General features: G+C 55.4%; 15 protein-coding genes and 1 tRNA gene. 10 read left to right on the forward strand and 6 right to left on the reverse strand.

Translation table 11 applies throughout. The features are described from left to right. Positions 1 to 262: 262 nt before the first annotated feature. Both RQ738_RS10905 and greB read left to right on the forward strand, forming a co-directional pair. Positions 263 to 339 (forward strand) — tRNA-Met (locus tag RQ738_RS10905). Positions 340 to 374: 35 nt separating this feature from the next. After that, on the forward strand, positions 375 to 875 hold the full coding sequence (gene greB / locus RQ738_RS10910) for a transcription elongation factor GreB (RefSeq protein WP_314165220.1): 501 nt from the start codon (positions 375 to 377) through the stop codon (positions 873 to 875). 4 nt (positions 876 to 879) lie between these two features. On the opposite strand, the gene RQ738_RS10915 is transcribed toward greB, so the two are convergent. Further along, positions 880 to 1,830 carry a PDC sensor domain-containing protein gene (locus RQ738_RS10915; RefSeq protein ID WP_314165222.1) on the reverse strand — a complete coding sequence of 317 codons (951 nt, stop codon included), beginning with the start codon at positions 1,828 to 1,830 and terminating at the stop codon, positions 880 to 882. A gap of 275 nt (positions 1,831 to 2,105) precedes the next feature. Here RQ738_RS10915 and RQ738_RS10920 point away from each other — a divergent pair, with 275 nt between their 5' ends. Continuing rightward, positions 2,106 to 2,486 carry a response regulator gene (locus tag RQ738_RS10920; protein WP_314165223.1) on the forward strand — a complete coding sequence of 127 codons (381 nt, stop codon included), beginning with the start codon at positions 2,106 to 2,108 and terminating at the stop codon, positions 2,484 to 2,486. 63 nt (positions 2,487 to 2,549) lie between these two features. Here RQ738_RS10920 and RQ738_RS10925 read toward each other — a convergent pair whose 3' ends face one another. Next, positions 2,550 to 3,608: a cyclic nucleotide-binding domain-containing protein gene (locus RQ738_RS10925; protein ID WP_314165224.1), complete on the reverse strand. Its 1,059-nt coding sequence runs from the start codon at positions 3,606 to 3,608 to the stop codon at positions 2,550 to 2,552. A 154-nt stretch (positions 3,609 to 3,762) separates the two neighbouring features. Here RQ738_RS10925 and rlmKL point away from each other — a divergent pair, with 154 nt between their 5' ends. The 6 genes from rlmKL to fghA all read left to right on the forward strand — a co-directional run bounded on the left by rlmKL (position 3,763) and on the right by fghA (position 10,087). Continuing rightward, on the forward strand, positions 3,763 to 5,886 hold the full coding sequence (gene rlmKL, locus RQ738_RS10930) for a bifunctional 23S rRNA (guanine(2069)-N(7))-methyltransferase RlmK/23S rRNA (guanine(2445)-N(2))-methyltransferase RlmL (protein ID WP_314165225.1): 2,124 nt from the start codon (positions 3,763 to 3,765) through the stop codon (positions 5,884 to 5,886). Positions 5,887 to 5,909: 23 nt separating this feature from the next. Further along, positions 5,910 to 6,845: an ABC transporter ATP-binding protein gene (locus tag RQ738_RS10935; protein WP_314165226.1), complete on the forward strand. Its 936-nt coding sequence runs from the start codon at positions 5,910 to 5,912 to the stop codon at positions 6,843 to 6,845. Further along, entirely contained in the window at positions 6,842 to 7,615 is a 774-nt protein-coding gene (locus RQ738_RS10940; RefSeq protein ID WP_314165227.1) for an ABC transporter permease, read from the forward strand. The genes RQ738_RS10935 and RQ738_RS10940 overlap by 4 nt, the downstream gene beginning before the upstream one ends. A gap of 18 nt (positions 7,616 to 7,633) precedes the next feature. Further along, positions 7,634 to 8,017, forward strand: coding sequence for a lactoylglutathione lyase (gene gloA, locus RQ738_RS10945; protein ID WP_314165229.1), 384 nt, complete (start codon positions 7,634 to 7,636; stop codon positions 8,015 to 8,017). A 100-nt stretch (positions 8,018 to 8,117) separates the two neighbouring features. After that, positions 8,118 to 9,227, forward strand: coding sequence for an S-(hydroxymethyl)glutathione dehydrogenase/class III alcohol dehydrogenase (locus RQ738_RS10950; RefSeq protein ID WP_314165230.1), 1,110 nt, complete (start codon positions 8,118 to 8,120; stop codon positions 9,225 to 9,227). Between the two features lie 17 nt (positions 9,228 to 9,244). Beyond that, on the forward strand, positions 9,245 to 10,087 hold the full coding sequence (fghA, locus tag RQ738_RS10955; RefSeq protein ID WP_314165231.1) for an S-formylglutathione hydrolase: 843 nt from the start codon (positions 9,245 to 9,247) through the stop codon (positions 10,085 to 10,087). On the opposite strand, the gene RQ738_RS10960 is transcribed toward fghA, so the two are convergent. From RQ738_RS10960 to RQ738_RS10975, 4 genes are all read right to left on the reverse strand, one after another. After that, a complete protein-coding gene (locus RQ738_RS10960) occupies positions 10,084 to 10,482 on the reverse strand; it encodes a hypothetical protein (protein ID WP_314165233.1) in 399 nt (132 codons plus the stop codon). The two genes, fghA and RQ738_RS10960, sit on opposite strands and share 4 nt — an antisense overlap. Before the next feature lie 145 nt (positions 10,483 to 10,627). Further along, the gene (locus RQ738_RS10965) at positions 10,628 to 10,957 is read right to left on the reverse strand and encodes a GIY-YIG nuclease family protein (RefSeq protein ID WP_314165234.1); all 330 of its coding nucleotides are present in this window, start codon (positions 10,955 to 10,957) and stop codon (positions 10,628 to 10,630) included. Between the two features lie 11 nt (positions 10,958 to 10,968). After that, positions 10,969 to 12,603, reverse strand: a complete 1,635-nt coding sequence (locus RQ738_RS10970) for a GAF and HD-GYP domain-containing protein (RefSeq protein ID WP_314165235.1) — start codon at positions 12,601 to 12,603, stop codon at positions 10,969 to 10,971. A gap of 203 nt (positions 12,604 to 12,806) precedes the next feature. After that, on the reverse strand, positions 12,807 to 13,307 hold the full coding sequence (locus tag RQ738_RS10975; RefSeq protein ID WP_314165237.1) for a YchJ family protein: 501 nt from the start codon (positions 13,305 to 13,307) through the stop codon (positions 12,807 to 12,809). A 204-nt stretch (positions 13,308 to 13,511) separates the two neighbouring features. On the opposite strand from RQ738_RS10975, the gene RQ738_RS10980 reads away from it, so the two are divergent. Next, entirely contained in the window at positions 13,512 to 14,720 is a 1,209-nt protein-coding gene (locus tag RQ738_RS10980) for an ammonium transporter (RefSeq protein WP_314165238.1), read from the forward strand. Positions 14,721 to 14,865: the final 145 nt, after the last annotated feature.

Genomic DNA, 14,865 nt, shown 5'->3' on the forward strand with positions numbered 1-14,865 from the left:
TACGCATCAATCAACCTGGTTACCTTATTTTCTCGAAGCTTACTGCTTGTCAGGCTTATGTTAACGGGACAGCAGTGCGCCTGAATGAATATTTCACTGCTCTGTATTGCCTGTGTTATTGACAGAGACTAACATTATGAACCTTATGGAAAAAGTAGCGAATAGAAGGTTTTTCAGTCGGCTGGGCGAGACTTGACAAGCTGGTGACAAACACCCAAAATGCGCGGCTCTTGGGGGCGCTGCCCCTGAATACTTCCTGTATGGCTATGTAGCTCAGTTGGTTAGAGCACAGCATTCATAATGCTGGGGTCGGTGGTTCAAGTCCACCCATAGCCACCATTTCCCCTGTTTTCACACCAGAAAAAATAGTCAGTATGGGTCGTTATCGTCCACCACAGCCAAAGAGCTCCGCCTATATTACTCGCCCGGGTTACGAGATGCTGGATGAAGAGCTGAAGGGCCTCTGGCTGAAGCGCCGCGAGGTCACGGCGGCCTTGTCGGCCGCGGCGGCCGAGGGTGACCGTTCCGAGAACGCCGAGTATATCTACCGCAAGAAACAGTTACGCGAAATAGACCGGCGGATTCGTTACCTGCAAAAGCGTCTCGATGAGCTGCTGGTGGTGGATAAACCGCCGACAAACCAGGCGCAGATATTTTTCGGTGCCTGGGTCGAACTCGAGGACGAGCAGGGCGAACAGGTTACCTATCGCATTGTCGGCCCGGATGAATTCAGTGTTGAGAAAGGCTGGATCAGTATGGACTCACCCGTCGCCCAGGCCCTGATGAAAAAGCATCTCGATGATGAGGTCAGTGTACAACGCCCCGATGGGGTGGCTCACTATGTGGTTACCGGTATTCGTTACCACGAAGACTGAATCGTTATTGCTTGTTTCCCACACCAATCCAGAAACCCATATCCCGTTCCAGAAACTCATCCCATGGCATGTAGTGCGAACCATCACAGGAGAAGGTCAGGCCGAGGATGCCGTTCATGATATTGATGGAACTGGAACGCAGATAAATTGTTTCATCAGCGAAGCGCAGTTTCCGGAACTGTTCGAGGATATCGTGGATCTTGTCCTGCGGGATGCTGGCCTCGGCCGGGTATTTGTATAACGGGTAGGCCAGGCAGATATCCGGATCAATGATCTCATCGACGCTGTGAATCCGGTAGCTGTAAGGGTCTTCCATCAACCATAGCGAACAGCGCCCGCTGGAAAAATGGATCTTGCTGTGGAACACCCCGTGATAGGTCATCAACGCCTCGATCAGGCCGAGTACTTCATCGATGTGTTCATCCAGCAGGCTGGGCACGCGCTGCTGCAAAAAGACAGTACCACGCACCGCCGGGTCTCCACGAAACTGGGTCCAGTGAAACTCTTCCTTATCAGTGACCGGTTGCTCGGGCAGGTCATTGACGGCAAAGTCAGCGGCAACAAATCCCAATAACTCACCATCGCGGGTCACGGCGTGCAGGGCGGTAATGCATTGCTTGAAGGTGCGCAGGCTCAGGTAGACCGACGACAGCATCACCCCACGGTAAGGCAGGTTTTTCATCAGGTATGGTCGGCTTGACTGGTCACGGCCGCGCCAGCTGCTGTCGCTCTCCCTGGCCTCGACGTTGGAGGATAACTGGATGCCATCAATGTTCAGGGCAAAGAGTAAATGCGTATAGGGAATGTAACTGTGCCCCTCGGTCAATACGGCGTCGAGGGCATCGGCATCCGGCCAGGCACTTGCGCAACGCTCGGCGAGTTCTTCAAGTGGCTTGTCGACAATCGTAGCCAGGGCATTTTTCTTGGCAATGATGGCCTGTTGCAGGGCTTTCATGTGCTCGTGTTCTCGTCATGTTGCTGCTTTAATATATTCTAACACAACCATGAAATGGCCTGGCCGAATCGAGGATATTATACCTGCCTGTTGTAAAGGTTTTGTGACACAGGCCCGGCGCTGACTGGATGAAGTTCAGGATAATGAAAATATTGTATGAACAGAGAGGCGTTTCTACAGGTATTGTTTATGATACTGTTCTGGAATAGATGCAGGATATCAGCCTGTGTGGCTGGCAGGTATACTAAAAAAATCGACTTAGGGATAAACGTGCCATGACTGACAAGCATCTGGTTTTGTGCGTGGAAGACAATCCGGCGAATATGCGTCTCGTCGAGCAAATTCTTGGTCAATTTCCCGAGGTTGAGTTAATCGGCGTGGATAGCGCCGAGAGCGGCCTCGACGCGGCTGTCAAGCAACAGCCCGAGCTTATCCTGATGGATATTCATTTGCCCGGCATGGACGGTTACCAGGCGCTGGCCGAGCTGAAAGCAAAGCAGGAAACTCGGCATATCCCGGTTGTCGCCATCAGTGCCAACGCCATGGATACCGATGTGCAGCGCGGCCTGAGTGTTGGTTTTGATGGTTACCTGACCAAGCCGCTCATCCTGCAGGAATTCATGTCGATGATCCGCACGCAACTCAAACTCGGCTGATGCCTGCCACAAATCAGCAGCATGAAGATAAAGCGGCATCACCGCGGTTACAGCGGCTGCCGGTCAGCGCGTACGGCTCAGGTATTCCTTTGGTATCTTGTTCAGGCCACCTTGCAGGATGCCGGCCTTAAAGCCCTGTTGTGTGGCGATGAAGGCGGCCGCGGTCGACAGGCGGGCATCGTTACAACAGAATATATATTCGCGTCCCTTGCTCAGTTTCTGCAGGCGCAGGCGCAGCATTGGCAGCGGGATATGCAGGCCGTAGCCATTGCGTTTGTATTCATCTGCACCGCGCACATCGATTAACCTGGCGCCTTTGCGCAGCCTGGCAAGCATGTCGTGATAATCCTGGAACTCGAGTAATTCATTCACGACATAGCGCAGGAAGAATTTTTTCTCCAGGCGCATCAGGACACCGGGGGTCAGCATGGTAATCGTCGCGTTTCGCGCCGCCCCGGTAATCAGGGCCTCCTCGCCAAAGCTGGCCCCCGGCCCGAGCCTGGCGAGCAGGATATCTTCAGCCATAGCATGCGGACGACGACTGACACGACAATGACCATGCAGGACGGTGTAATAGCCGTCATCATGTTCACCCTGCCAGATAATGGTTTCACCAGCGTCAACGTCGACACTTTGCATCAGGGCCATAACGCTTTCGATGTTGTCCGGCGGCAGGGCCAGCAGGCAACGGTTTTGTAACAAGTGGCTCAACGAATGCAGGTCACTATCAATATTTAATTCTTCGATTTCGTAACCCTGTTGCCAGTTCGCCTGGAGCAGGCGTTCAAGTTGCTCCTGGTCGATACGCAGAATGGCCGAACTGGTGCGGGCACTGAGCTGCTCGTATTGCGGCAGGCTGTCATGCAGCGGGCGAAGGGCCTGGCTACTGTCCTGATGAAGGCGCAGGCGACTATGCCGGCCGCGGCAGATTTCGATTTCACCACTGATAAGGTAATCGAGGTGGCGGGGCAGTTGCCCTTGCATATCAATAAGCTCGCCGGGTTGCAGACGAATCAGTTCGGCGCAGCGGCAGAGGCGTCGACGGTCGGCTTCATTCAGCGAGCTGAGAGGCTGCAGGCGTCGCAGGCTGGCGGGGTCGATTTGATGGGCTGTCATATTCATTTGCATACCTCTGAGGCCAAGACTAGAGGATCGCCCTGCCGGTATAGGTGACCGGGTTCACGAAAGCATTGTTAAACAGTCCGCAGTTCCGGATTTTCGTATCAGCTGGTGGGGTAGCCGGGTATAATCGGCGCAGTTTTGTTCAGGTGAAAGCATGAAAATCTTTGTTAGCGCGCCCCGCGGGACCATCCGTTTACTCAAGCAGGAATGTCGTGATTGCGGTGCCAGTGAGGTCAAATCCGTCGCCGGTGGCGTGGAGTGCGAGGTCGAACAGGAGAGTTTGTACCGCATCTGCCTGTGGTCAAGGGTCGCCAACCGGGTACTGTTGCCGCTGGACAGCATCAAGGCCGAGACCACCGATGCCCTGTATGCCGGTGCCCGGCAGATTGAGTGGGACCAGGTCTTCCCCGTCAGCACGCGCTTTGCCGTCGACTGCAACCTTGTGCAGGCCGATATCGACCATAGTCACTTTGCCGCCCTGCGGGTCAAGGATGCGGTGGTGGATTTTTTCCGTGACAAGTATGACGAGCGGCCCTCCGTGGATACAGTGCAGCCGGATATCCGGATTAATGTGTTCATAAAGCGCAAGCGCGCGCAGATCGCGCTGGATATGTCCGGTGGCAGCCTGCATCGGCGTGGTTACCGGGAAGCCGGCGGGGAGGCTCCGCTCAAGGAAAACCTCGCCGCGGCCTTGCTCATGTTCGCCGACTGGCCAGGTCAACGGGCCCTGTTTGACCCGATGTGCGGCAGCGGCACCCTGCTCATTGAGGCGGCGTTGATGGCGGCTGACAGCGCGCCGGGTTTGCTGCGCGAGCGGTTTGGCCTGCAGGTCTGCCGTGATTTCGATGCGGGCTTGTGGCAGGGCCTGCTGGATGAAGCGCGGCAACGGCGTGAAAAGGGACTGGCCAGCCTCGGCCCGATTCGCGGGCATGATGCCGACAAGAAGGCGGTGCGCACGGCGAACGCGAATATCGAACGCGCCGGCCTGGGTGCCTGTATCCACGTCGAGACCCGGACGCTCGCCGAGACCGGTGCCCTGCCGGCGGCCCTGTGCGAGGCAGAGTCCGGCCTGCTCATCACCAATCCACCTTATGGCGAGCGTATCGGCAGCCAGGGCAGCCTGCGTGAACTGCATGCGGAGCTGGGACGTTTGTTGCGCACACAGTTACCCACGTGGCAGGCGGCCGTGTTTACCGGTAACCCGGATATGGTGCTCTACCAGGGGGGCATCGCACGGGAGGTGATCGACCTGTTCAACGGCCCGCTCGAGTGTCGCCTGTTCCTTTACGGGGCCGAGGCAGAACAGAACCACGAAGGTGCAGGCATGTTTGCCAACCGCCTGCGCAAGAACATGAAAAAGTTTAAACGCTGGGCCGGGCGCGAGGGCATCGACTGTTACCGCGTCTATGATGCCGACCTGCCGGAATATGCCCTGGCTATTGATCTCTATCATGGCGAACACCGCTTCGTTTACGTGCAGGAGTATGCCGCGCCAGCCACCATCGAGCCCCTGCTTGCTCTGCAACGTCTGCAGGCGGCCTTCTCGGTACTCGGCGAGGTACTGGAGGTGCCGGCCTCGCGCATCTGGTTCCGCCAGCGTCGTCGCCAGCAGGGCAGTGCGCAGTACACGCGCGTTTCTGACAGTCAGCGTTTCTACGAGGTACATGAGGGCCCGTGCCGCTTACTGGTGAACTTTAACGACTATCTCGATACCGGCCTGTTTCTTGATCACCGTATTACCCGCCGCATGCTTGGCGAACAGGCCGGGGGCAAGCGGTTTTTGAACCTGTTCTGTTACACCGCGACAGCGACCGTGCATGCGGCACGCGGTGGCGCCACTGAGACCTGTTCTGTCGATATGTCAAAGACCTATCTGGACTGGGCGCGGCGCAACTTCTTTCTGAACGACATGGCGAAGGACAAACACGAACTGGTGCGGGCCAACTGTGTCGAATGGCTGGAACACGCGGCAAAAGAAAAGCAGGGTCGCCGCTATGATTTGATCTTCATGGATCCGCCGACCTTTTCCAATTCAAAACGTATGGATATGTCATTTGACGTACAGCGCGATCACGTGCACCTGATCAAACTCGCCATGTCCATTCTCGCTAAAGACGGCGAACTGATTTTTTCCAACAATTTCAGGAAATTTCGCCTCGATGAAAAGGCCCTGGGTAATATGCTGCTGGAAGATATCTCCGCACGCACGATCCCTGAGGACTTTGCCCGCCGGAGCAATATCCATCACTGCTGGCGCATTCGCCATGCGGGTGGCTAGTCTTCCTGTGGTAAACTGGTTAAATGACAACCGCATTACATATCGAGGGTCTGAGCAAGACCTATAACAACGGCTTTGAAGCGCTCAAGGGCGTCAGTTTCGAGGTGCGCGAGGGGGATTTTTATGCCCTGCTCGGGTCGAATGGCGCGGGCAAGTCTACGACCATCGGCATCATCAGTTCGCTGATCAACAAGACTGCGGGCAAGGTCAGTATCTTCGGTATCGATATCGATGTCGACTTCCCCGAGGCCCGCACTCACCTCGGCCTGGTGCCGCAGGAATTCAATTTCAATGTCTTCGAACCGGTCGAGGAAATCCTCATAAACCAGGCCGGTTTCTATGGCATCCCGCGCAAGGTTGCGACGCAACGCGCCGAACATTATCTGCGCAAGCTGGGTTTGTGGGAGAAGCGCCGCAACATGGCGCGGAATCTCTCCGGGGGCATGAAGCGACGGCTCATGATCGCCCGCTCTCTCATGCACGAACCACGTTTACTGATTCTTGATGAGCCAACCGCCGGCGTCGATATCGAGATCCGCCATTCCATGTGGCAGTTCCTGCGCGAGATCAACGCTGCCGGGACGACGATTATTCTCACCACGCATTACCTGGAAGAGGCCGAAAGCCTGTGCCGCAATATCGGCATCATTGACCATGGCATCATCATTGAAGACACGAGCATGCGGCAGTTGCTCGGTCGCCTGCAGCGCGAGACGTTTGTCCTCGATCTCGGTGACACCCTGACCAGTCTGCCTGATCTGCAAGGCTGTGACCTGTATCTGCTTGATGACCATACGCTCGAGGTCATACTGCCGCGTGGCGAGGCCCTGAACGACGTCTTCGGTTACCTGACCGAGCACGGCATCGAGGTCTTGAGTATGCGTAACAAGGCCAACCGCCTGGAACAGCTGTTCATGGAGCTGGTTGAAAACAGCGATGCACGTCAGGAGGCCACATGACCGGTGCCGAGAAATATACTGCCTTTAGAACCATTGTCATCCGTGAGTTTTTGCGTTTCATCCGTATCTGGGTACAGACGGTCCTGCCACCGGCGATCACGACGGCCCTGTATTTTATTATCTTCGGCAACCTGATCGGCGCGCAGATCGGCGACATGGAAGGTTTCCGCTACATGGACTACATCGTGCCGGGCCTGATCATGATGGCGGTCATCACGAACTCCTATGCCAATGTGGTTTCATCTTTCTACGGTTCAAAGTTTCAGCACAATATCGAGGAACTGCTGGTGTCGCCAGTGCCGAACTACATAATCCTGCTCGGCTATGTTTCCGGCGGGGTTGCGCGTGGCACCGTGGTGGGCATCATCGTGACCATCGTCTCATCGTTCTTCAGTGATCTGCAATTATACAATATCTGGGTTCTGCTGAGTGTGTTTATACTGACCGCCGTGCTGTTTTCCCTGGCGGGCTTTATAAACGGCGCCTACGCACAGAGTTTTGATGACATCTCCATCATTCCCACCTTTGTGCTTACACCCCTGACCTATCTGGGCGGGATTTTTTATTCCATCAATATGCTGCCCGCGTTCTGGCAAACCGCCTCGCTGGCGAACCCGATCCTGTACATGGTCAATGCCTTCCGTTACGGTTTCCTCGGCGTCAGTGATATTAGCCTGGTGGTGTCATACGCTATCATTATCGGGTTTATTGTTATTCTGTATTTCTACAGCCTGAACCTGCTTAACAAGGGTCACGGCATCCGCACCTGATTAAACCGGAAGAATCTTATGCGACTTTTACATACCATGCTCCGCGTCGGTGACCTGCAGGGCTCCATAGACTTTTATACACAGATTCTCGGCATGGAGCTGTTGCGCCAGAAAGACTACCCGGAGGGCAGGTTCACCCTGGCGTTTGTCGGCTATGGCGATGAAAAGGACAATACCGTTATCGAACTGACGCATAACTGGGATACAGACAGTTATGACATGGGTACGGGCTTCGGCCATCTTGCGATCGAGGTCGATGATGTCTACCAGGCCACTGATACGATTCGCCAGCGCGGCGGCAGGATTCTGCGTGATGCCGGACCGATGAATGCTGGCACCACTATCATTGCCTTTGTCGAAGACCCGGATGGTTACCAGGTTGAGCTGATTGGTAAAAAGTGATTCCCTGTCCCATGGCCGTATTCAAGCCCGAAGATTATCGTAGATTAACCGGTGCCCGTGCCTGTATGGCCGGGCATAACCAGACCAAGAGAGAAAGCATATGAAAGCCAGAGCCGCTGTTGCATGGGAAGCGAAGAAGCCTCTCGAGATTGAAGAGGTTGACGTCATGCCCCCCCGGGAGGGCGAGGTACTGCTGAAAGTTATTGCCTCGGGGGTCTGTCATACCGATGCCTTTACGCTTTCCGGTGACGACCCGGAAGGTTCTTTCCCCTGCATTCTCGGTCATGAAGGTGGCTGTGAAGTGGTCGAGCTTGGGCCGGGGGTAAAAGACCTGCAAGTGGGTGACCATGTTATCCCCTTATACATTCCCGAGTGCGGGGAGTGTGAATACTGCAAATCACCAAAGACCAACCTTTGCCAGTCAATAGCATCAACCGTGTGGACCGGTTATATGCCGGATGGCACCCGGCGCTTTTCTAAAAACGGCGAGGATATTTTTCATTACATGGGCTGTTCGACTTTCTCCGAATATACCGTGGTGCCGGAAATCGCGTTGGCAAAGATCAACAAGGCCGCCCCGCTTGACAAGGTCTGTCTGCTTGGCTGTGGTGTTACCACGGGAATCGGCGCGGTGTTGAACACGGCCCGGGTCGAGGTAGGTTCAACAGTCGCGGTATTCGGCCTCGGTGGTATCGGCCTGTCCTGCGTACAGGGTGCGGTCATGGCGGGTGCCGGGCGCATTATCGGCATCGACATAAATCCGGACAAGTTTGCGTTTGCAAAACAACTGGGTGCGACCGACTTTGTTAACCCGGGTGAGATCGACGGTTCATTTGTAGAATATATGCAAGACACCTTTAACGGTGGCCCGGATTATTCATTTGAATGTATTGGCAATGTGCATGTCATGCGCGACGCACTCGAATGCACGCATATGGGCTGGGGTGTGTCTACGGTTATCGGGGTTGCCGGCGGCGGGCAGACTATCCAGACCCGGCCGTTCAACCTCGTGGTAGGGCGTACCTGGAAAGGTACTGCCTTCGGTGGCGTCAAGGGGCGGACAGAATTACCGGGTTATGTTGAGCGCTACATGGCCGGTGAGATTGAACTGGATAGCCTGGTGACGCACACCATGCCACTGGACGATATCAACCGGGCCTTTGACCTGATGCATAGTGGCGAAAGCATCCGCTCGGTGATTATTTTTTAAGGCAGGCTGTCATGACCATGCAGTGCATTGAAAGCATCAAGGAATTTGGTGGTTACCTGAATCGATACAGGCACGACTCGGCGGCTTGCCACTGTGAAATGACCTTTTCGGTATATTTGCCCCCGCAGGCAGAAACCGGCAGGGTGCCCGCCCTGTACTGGTTATCCGGCCTGACCTGCACGGATGAGAATGCGCGGGTCAAGGCCGGTGCCCAACGCTACGCCGCCGAACACGGGATCGCCCTGGTTTTTCCGGACACCAGTCCGCGCGGCGACGACGTTGCCGGTGTAGCCGAGCGTTACGATCTTGGTAAAGGTGCCGGCTTCTATGTGAACGCAACGCAGCCCCCCTGGGCCACGCATTACCAGATGTATACGTATGTCAGCGAGGAACTTCCCGCCCTGCTTGAAGCGAATCTGCCCCTGCTTCCGGGGGTTAAGTCTGTCTCCGGTCACTCCATGGGCGGGCACGGTGCCTTGATTTGCGCACTCAAAGACCCGGCTGGCTACAAATCTGTTTCCGCCTTTGCGCCAATTTGTCACCCCATGGAGAGTAGCTGGGGACAGGGCTGTTTTACTGCCTACCTCGGTGACGATACGCAGGCGTGGCAGGCCTATGATGCCACCTTCCTTGTGGAAGCGGGTGCAAGGGTTGCGGATATCCTCATCGACCAGGGCACGGAGGATGAGTTCTATGCCGGGAAACAACTGTTACCGGAAACCTTTCAGGCGGCGTGTGCCAGAGCCGGTCAGGCGGTAACGCTACGCATGCAGGATGGTTATGATCATAGCTATCATTTCATCGCCACATTTATCGGTGAACACATCGCTTATCATGCCAGGGCGTTAAAGGGTTCTTAAGGAAAACGTGCGACGAGGACCGGCGCCTGTTCAACGTGCAGGGTGAGGGTGTCTGATTTGAGTTGGTTCATGTCGGCCTGCAGGCTTTCGAGTTTCTCATTTGCGGCACTGAGCCTTGCCTGGCGTACAGCAAGGTAGATGAGGCCGCCTGGCATGATGGCGGCGACGACACCGGTTTGGGCGGTGATCCCGTTTTCTTCTATAAACTCTTCGATAATATGACTGCGAATGCTGATTAGTTGTTTGTTTTCAACAAGCGCATTGTTCAGTTCTTGCTGTGAGATTCGTGGTTCGGCAGTGAACAGACCATCAGCATTTTCTACTGTGTGTAACTCGAATAGCCCCTTGTGTTCGGCAGCTTGTGCAGATGTGCCAAAGGCCCAGAGAAAGCTCATCAGAAGTATGTGAAATAGTGCATGTGTTTTATGGGAACTCATACACACAAGTATTGCCGACTATGTCGAAATTGTTAGTCGTTGAAGTACCTGGATTTCAGAACTGCGGACCGGGTCACACTTTATTCACTGCATGGCTGTGTATTCAGTCCTCGAGTGCCGAGAGCAGAGAGGTGTCAGGATAGATCCCTTGTAGAACTTGTTGGCAATCGCGGGCAGCGACGTTGATGAGCTGTCGCTTGCTGGCCGGGCTGAGGCGCTTGAGGGCGTGTTCACGCTTACAGGCGCAGGCGCGCGAATCACTCGATTCAAAATAGACCAGGCGAACGGGCCGGCGTGCACGCGTATAACGAGCGCCACGAGGCCGGCTATTATGCTCGTCCACGCGGCGTAACAGGTCGGTGGTGACGCCTGTATACAGGCTGCGGTCGGCGCACTGCACGATATAGACATACCAACTGGATGATTCATTCATGGACGGGTGAATTAACGCGGTGAAGGATTGGCTGCAAAAGCCTGTTCCGGAGAGTCAGTATCCTGCTGCGAAGCTTCGAGAAAATCTTTGGCATAGCGGGTAAATACCTTCTGCTCAACAAAAACATCAAACAGGTCCGGATCGATGTGTTGGTCTTCTTTCATGCGCTCGAGGATGCCCAGGGCCTGTGCAACAGGCATCGCCTTTTTGTAGGGCCGGTCGGCGGCCGTCAGGGCCTCGAAAATATCCGCGATCCCCATAATACGTGCCTGCACCGACATGTCCTCGCGGCTCAGGCCACGCGGGTAGCCACGGCCATCCATGGTCTCGTGATGCCCACCGGCGATCTCCGGCACATTACGCAGGTGGGCCGGGAAGGGCAGTTTCTCCAGCATATTGATGGTGGCAACAATGTGGTGATTTATGATGTTGCGCTCTTCAGGAGTGAGGGTGCCTTTCTGAATGGTCAGGTTATAGAGCTCTTCCTCAGTGAGCAGGGGTTGCCGCTGGCCATGGTTATCCCGGTATTCGCGCCGGGCAATCTGCCTGACACGCTGCTGGTCTTCTTCGCGCATAAACTCGCTGCCGATATTACATTTTCCCAGGAACGTCAGTTCCTCGTCCAGTTCGGCCAGCAGGGTGGCGTGTTGTTGTTTCAGTTCATCGGCCTGTTGTGCATCATTGCACTCGGCGAGTTGCTTTAACAAAGTGATTTCGGCATCCCGCTTAATGATGGTGATGCGGTCTTCAACGAGCTGAATGCGATCAAAGATGGTTTCCAGCTTGGTGGCCTTGTCAACGACGTGCACGGGTGTCGTAATCTTGCCGCAATCGTGCATGAGGGCGGCGATCTTCAGTTCATACATTTCCTCTTCACTGAAGCGCAGATCCGCAAACGGTCCCTGCCCGGTATTATGCACGGCCTCGGCAAGCAGCATGGCGATCTCGGGTACCCGGCGGCAATGCCCGCCCGTATACGGGGATTTTTCATCGATGGCCGTGGCGATGACCTCGATAAAACGTTCCAGCAGGATACGCAGGTCCCGCAGCAGGTACTGGTTGCTCAAGGCCACGGCAGCCTGTGAGGCGAGGGACTCGGTCAGGTGCTGATCCTCGGCCGAGAACTCACGGGTGTCGCCGCTCTTCGGCTCAGTGGCATTGATAAGTTGCAGCACACCGATGATACGGTTTTCATGGTTTTTCATCGGTACCGTCAGAAACGACCGCGAATGGTAGCCCATCTTCTTATCGTATCGCCTGGTGCCAGAGAAATCGAAGCCCTCGGCCTTGTAGGCATCCTGGATATTGATGGTCTGGCCGGTCAGCGCGGCATGGGCCGCGACGGTTTGGCTATTCGCCTGGCCGGTATCGTCATAGAGCGGGACGGGCGCGAGCTGAATGCTTTGCCCGGTGCTCCCCCCCAGCGCGATGTTCAGTGAAGTATTGCGCAGGATCTCGAAACTGAGCTGGTCTTCATCATTGAGCAGGTAGAGGGTACCGGCATCGGCGGCGGTGAGATCCTGGGCCTCGATAAGAATCTTTTCCAGTAGTCGCGCCTTGTCCTTTTCGACCGACAGGGCAATGCCGATATCGATCAGTTTTTCCGTGCGCGAGATGGTGTTCGTTGCTGTGGCTGATTCGGGCATAGGCTGAGTGGCTGGCGGTTACCCTGTTTCCCAATTGGCCCCACGGCCAATTTAACGCTTAAACTATAGGAGAAAAGACAGAGGTCGTCTATACGCCAATGGTTGTAGGAAAATCAGGACCGACCAGGCCGGGCAACGAGTTTCTCTTCGATGTCGTTCCCGGGTGCGAATTCATCAGCATCCATGTTGGTATTCATCTTGCGTTATTTGTTGGCACAGCATTTTTTGTACTTCTTGCCACTGCCACAGGGGCAGGGGTCATTGCGGCCAACCTTTTCAGATTTTACCGGTTCCCCCTTGACCTGTTTGCCATCGACATAAAACCACTGACCATCCTCGAATACAAAGTCACTGATCTCGCGCATCTGGCCACGGTGCTTGTCATTGACAATGTAGTGGGCGATGAACTCGACCGTGCCGCTACTATCACCCTGTTGGCCCGCCGAGGTGTTCAGCACCTCGAGTCTGGTCCAGACCAGGCCATCATTATCGGCCTCGAATTTACGTGGCCGGGTCGAGGTGTGCCAGCTTTTGGAAAGATAGGCAAAATCGTCGCTTGCATAGGCACAAAAGCGGGACCGCATCAGGGCTTCCGCACTATTGGCATTGGCCACACCGGCGAGCAGGGCGCCGCAACAGTCTTCGTGTTTCTTGCCGCTACCGCATGGGCAGGGGGCCTGGGGATCAATGTTTTCAGTTGTCATGGGCGTGCATTATACATTCTCGGCAAAAAAAATCCGGATGTTCTAAAACGGTGCATTTGCCCGCACTTGTGCACTATTACGGTTCATGCGCCGAAGTAGTGCAGGGCATGAATCAAAGTAGTTCATTGAAATAATAGTAATAATCACAGCGGGTACAATTCTTGCAGTATGCCAGCAAAAAATCTGTTGGTAATGGAGTTCAAAATGGAAAACTTGCAGGCAGGCAGTGACGTACTGTTTATATTGTTGGGCGCGATCATGGTGCTGGCTATGCATGCCGGCTTCGCCTTTCTTGAGGTGGGTACGGTGCGTAAAAAGAACCAGGTCAATGCACTGGTCAAGATCATTACTGATTTTGCCATCTCGACCATCGCCTACTTTTTTATTGGCTACCTGGTTGCCTATGGCATCGGCTTCACCGCCGGTGCGCAGACCCTGGCGGAAAAGAACGGTTATGAACTGGTCAAGTTCTTCTTCCTGCTGACCTTCGCCGCCGCCATCCCGGCTATCATCTCGGGTGGCATCGCCGAGCGCGCCCGGTTCTACCCGCAGTTGATGGCGAGCTTCTTTATAGTTGGTCTCGTCTACCCCTTCTTTGAAGGCATGGTCTGGAACGGTAATCACGGCCTGCAGGCCTGGATCAATGCCCGCTTCGGTGCCGACTTCCATGACTTCGCCGGCTCCGTGGTCGTGCATGCCATGGGCGGCTGGATCGCGCTGGCCGCCGTGCTGCTGCTCGGTCCTCGCCGGGGCCGCTATACGAGGGACGGCAAGATATCTGCCCACCCGCCGTCAAGCATCCCGTTCCTCGCCCTCGGTGCCTGGGTGCTGACCGTTGGCTGGTTTGGCTTTAACGTCATGTCGGCACAGACTATCGAGGCCGTCAGCGGCCTGGTCGCCATAAACTCCCTCATGGCCATGGTCGGTGGCATCCTCGCCGCGCTGGTGGTTGGCAGGAATGACCCCGGCTTCGTCCACAACGGCCCGCTCGCCGGGCTGGTCGCCGTGTGTGCCGGTTCCGATGTCATGCATCCACTCGGCGCGCTGGCAACGGGCCTGGTCGCCGGTGGCCTGTTTGTCTGGACCTTCACCCTGACCCAGAACCGCTGGAAGATCGATGACGTCCTCGGTGTCTGGCCATTGCATGGCCTGTGCGGCGCCTGGGGTGGCCTGGCAGCCGGAATCTTCGGTCTCGAGGCCCTCGGTGGCATGGGGGGGGTGACCTTCATGTCCCAGCTGGTCGGCACCGCGATAGGTGTCGCAATTGCCTTCGCTGGTGGCTTTATCGTTTACGGTGTGATCAAGTCGGTGATGGGGATACGTCTCAGTGAAGAGGATGAGTTCCAGGGTGCGGATTTGAGTATTCACAAGATTTCGGCGGAGCCGGGATACGATAGTAGTGGTTCGTTGTGATTTTGTTTTTTCGTTTGTGATAAAAAAAGCGGCGATGCCGGGCTTTTTTTATTCTTTCCTTTCGGGTTCGTAGGTCGATGAAATGGTCTCCTCCCCCCTTTATAAACGGCGTCGCAATGCGCCATGATGGAGGTGATATCAACCA

This window comes from Sulfuriflexus sp., assembly GCF_032250955.1.
Classification (GTDB): domain Bacteria; phylum Pseudomonadota; class Gammaproteobacteria; order AKS1; family AKS1; genus Sulfuriflexus.

Bases quoted from the DNA above. Each gene is read 5' to 3' on its own strand.
- greB (WP_314165220.1), top strand. From the start codon at position 375: ATGGGTCGTTATCGTCCACCACAGCCAAAGAGCTCCGCCTATATTACT.
- RQ738_RS10915 (WP_314165222.1), bottom strand. From the start codon at position 1,830: ATGAAAGCCCTGCAACAGGCCATCATTGCCAAGAAAAATGCCCTGGCT.
- RQ738_RS10920 (WP_314165223.1), top strand. From the start codon at position 2,106: ATGACTGACAAGCATCTGGTTTTGTGCGTGGAAGACAATCCGGCGAAT.
- RQ738_RS10925 (WP_314165224.1), bottom strand. From the start codon at position 3,608: ATGAATATGACAGCCCATCAAATCGACCCCGCCAGCCTGCGACGCCTG.
- rlmKL (WP_314165225.1), top strand. From the start codon at position 3,763: ATGAAAATCTTTGTTAGCGCGCCCCGCGGGACCATCCGTTTACTCAAG.
- RQ738_RS10935 (WP_314165226.1), top strand. From the start codon at position 5,910: ATGACAACCGCATTACATATCGAGGGTCTGAGCAAGACCTATAACAAC.
- RQ738_RS10940 (WP_314165227.1), top strand. From the start codon at position 6,842: ATGACCGGTGCCGAGAAATATACTGCCTTTAGAACCATTGTCATCCGT.
- gloA (WP_314165229.1), top strand. From the start codon at position 7,634: ATGCGACTTTTACATACCATGCTCCGCGTCGGTGACCTGCAGGGCTCC.
- RQ738_RS10950 (WP_314165230.1), top strand. From the start codon at position 8,118: ATGAAAGCCAGAGCCGCTGTTGCATGGGAAGCGAAGAAGCCTCTCGAG.
- fghA (WP_314165231.1), top strand. From the start codon at position 9,245: ATGCAGTGCATTGAAAGCATCAAGGAATTTGGTGGTTACCTGAATCGA.
- RQ738_RS10960 (WP_314165233.1), bottom strand. From the start codon at position 10,482: ATGAGCTTTCTCTGGGCCTTTGGCACATCTGCACAAGCTGCCGAACAC.
- RQ738_RS10965 (WP_314165234.1), bottom strand. From the start codon at position 10,957: ATGAATGAATCATCCAGTTGGTATGTCTATATCGTGCAGTGCGCCGAC.
- RQ738_RS10970 (WP_314165235.1), bottom strand. From the start codon at position 12,603: ATGCCCGAATCAGCCACAGCAACGAACACCATCTCGCGCACGGAAAAA.
- RQ738_RS10975 (WP_314165237.1), bottom strand. From the start codon at position 13,307: ATGACAACTGAAAACATTGATCCCCAGGCCCCCTGCCCATGCGGTAGC.
- RQ738_RS10980 (WP_314165238.1), top strand. From the start codon at position 13,512: ATGGAAAACTTGCAGGCAGGCAGTGACGTACTGTTTATATTGTTGGGC.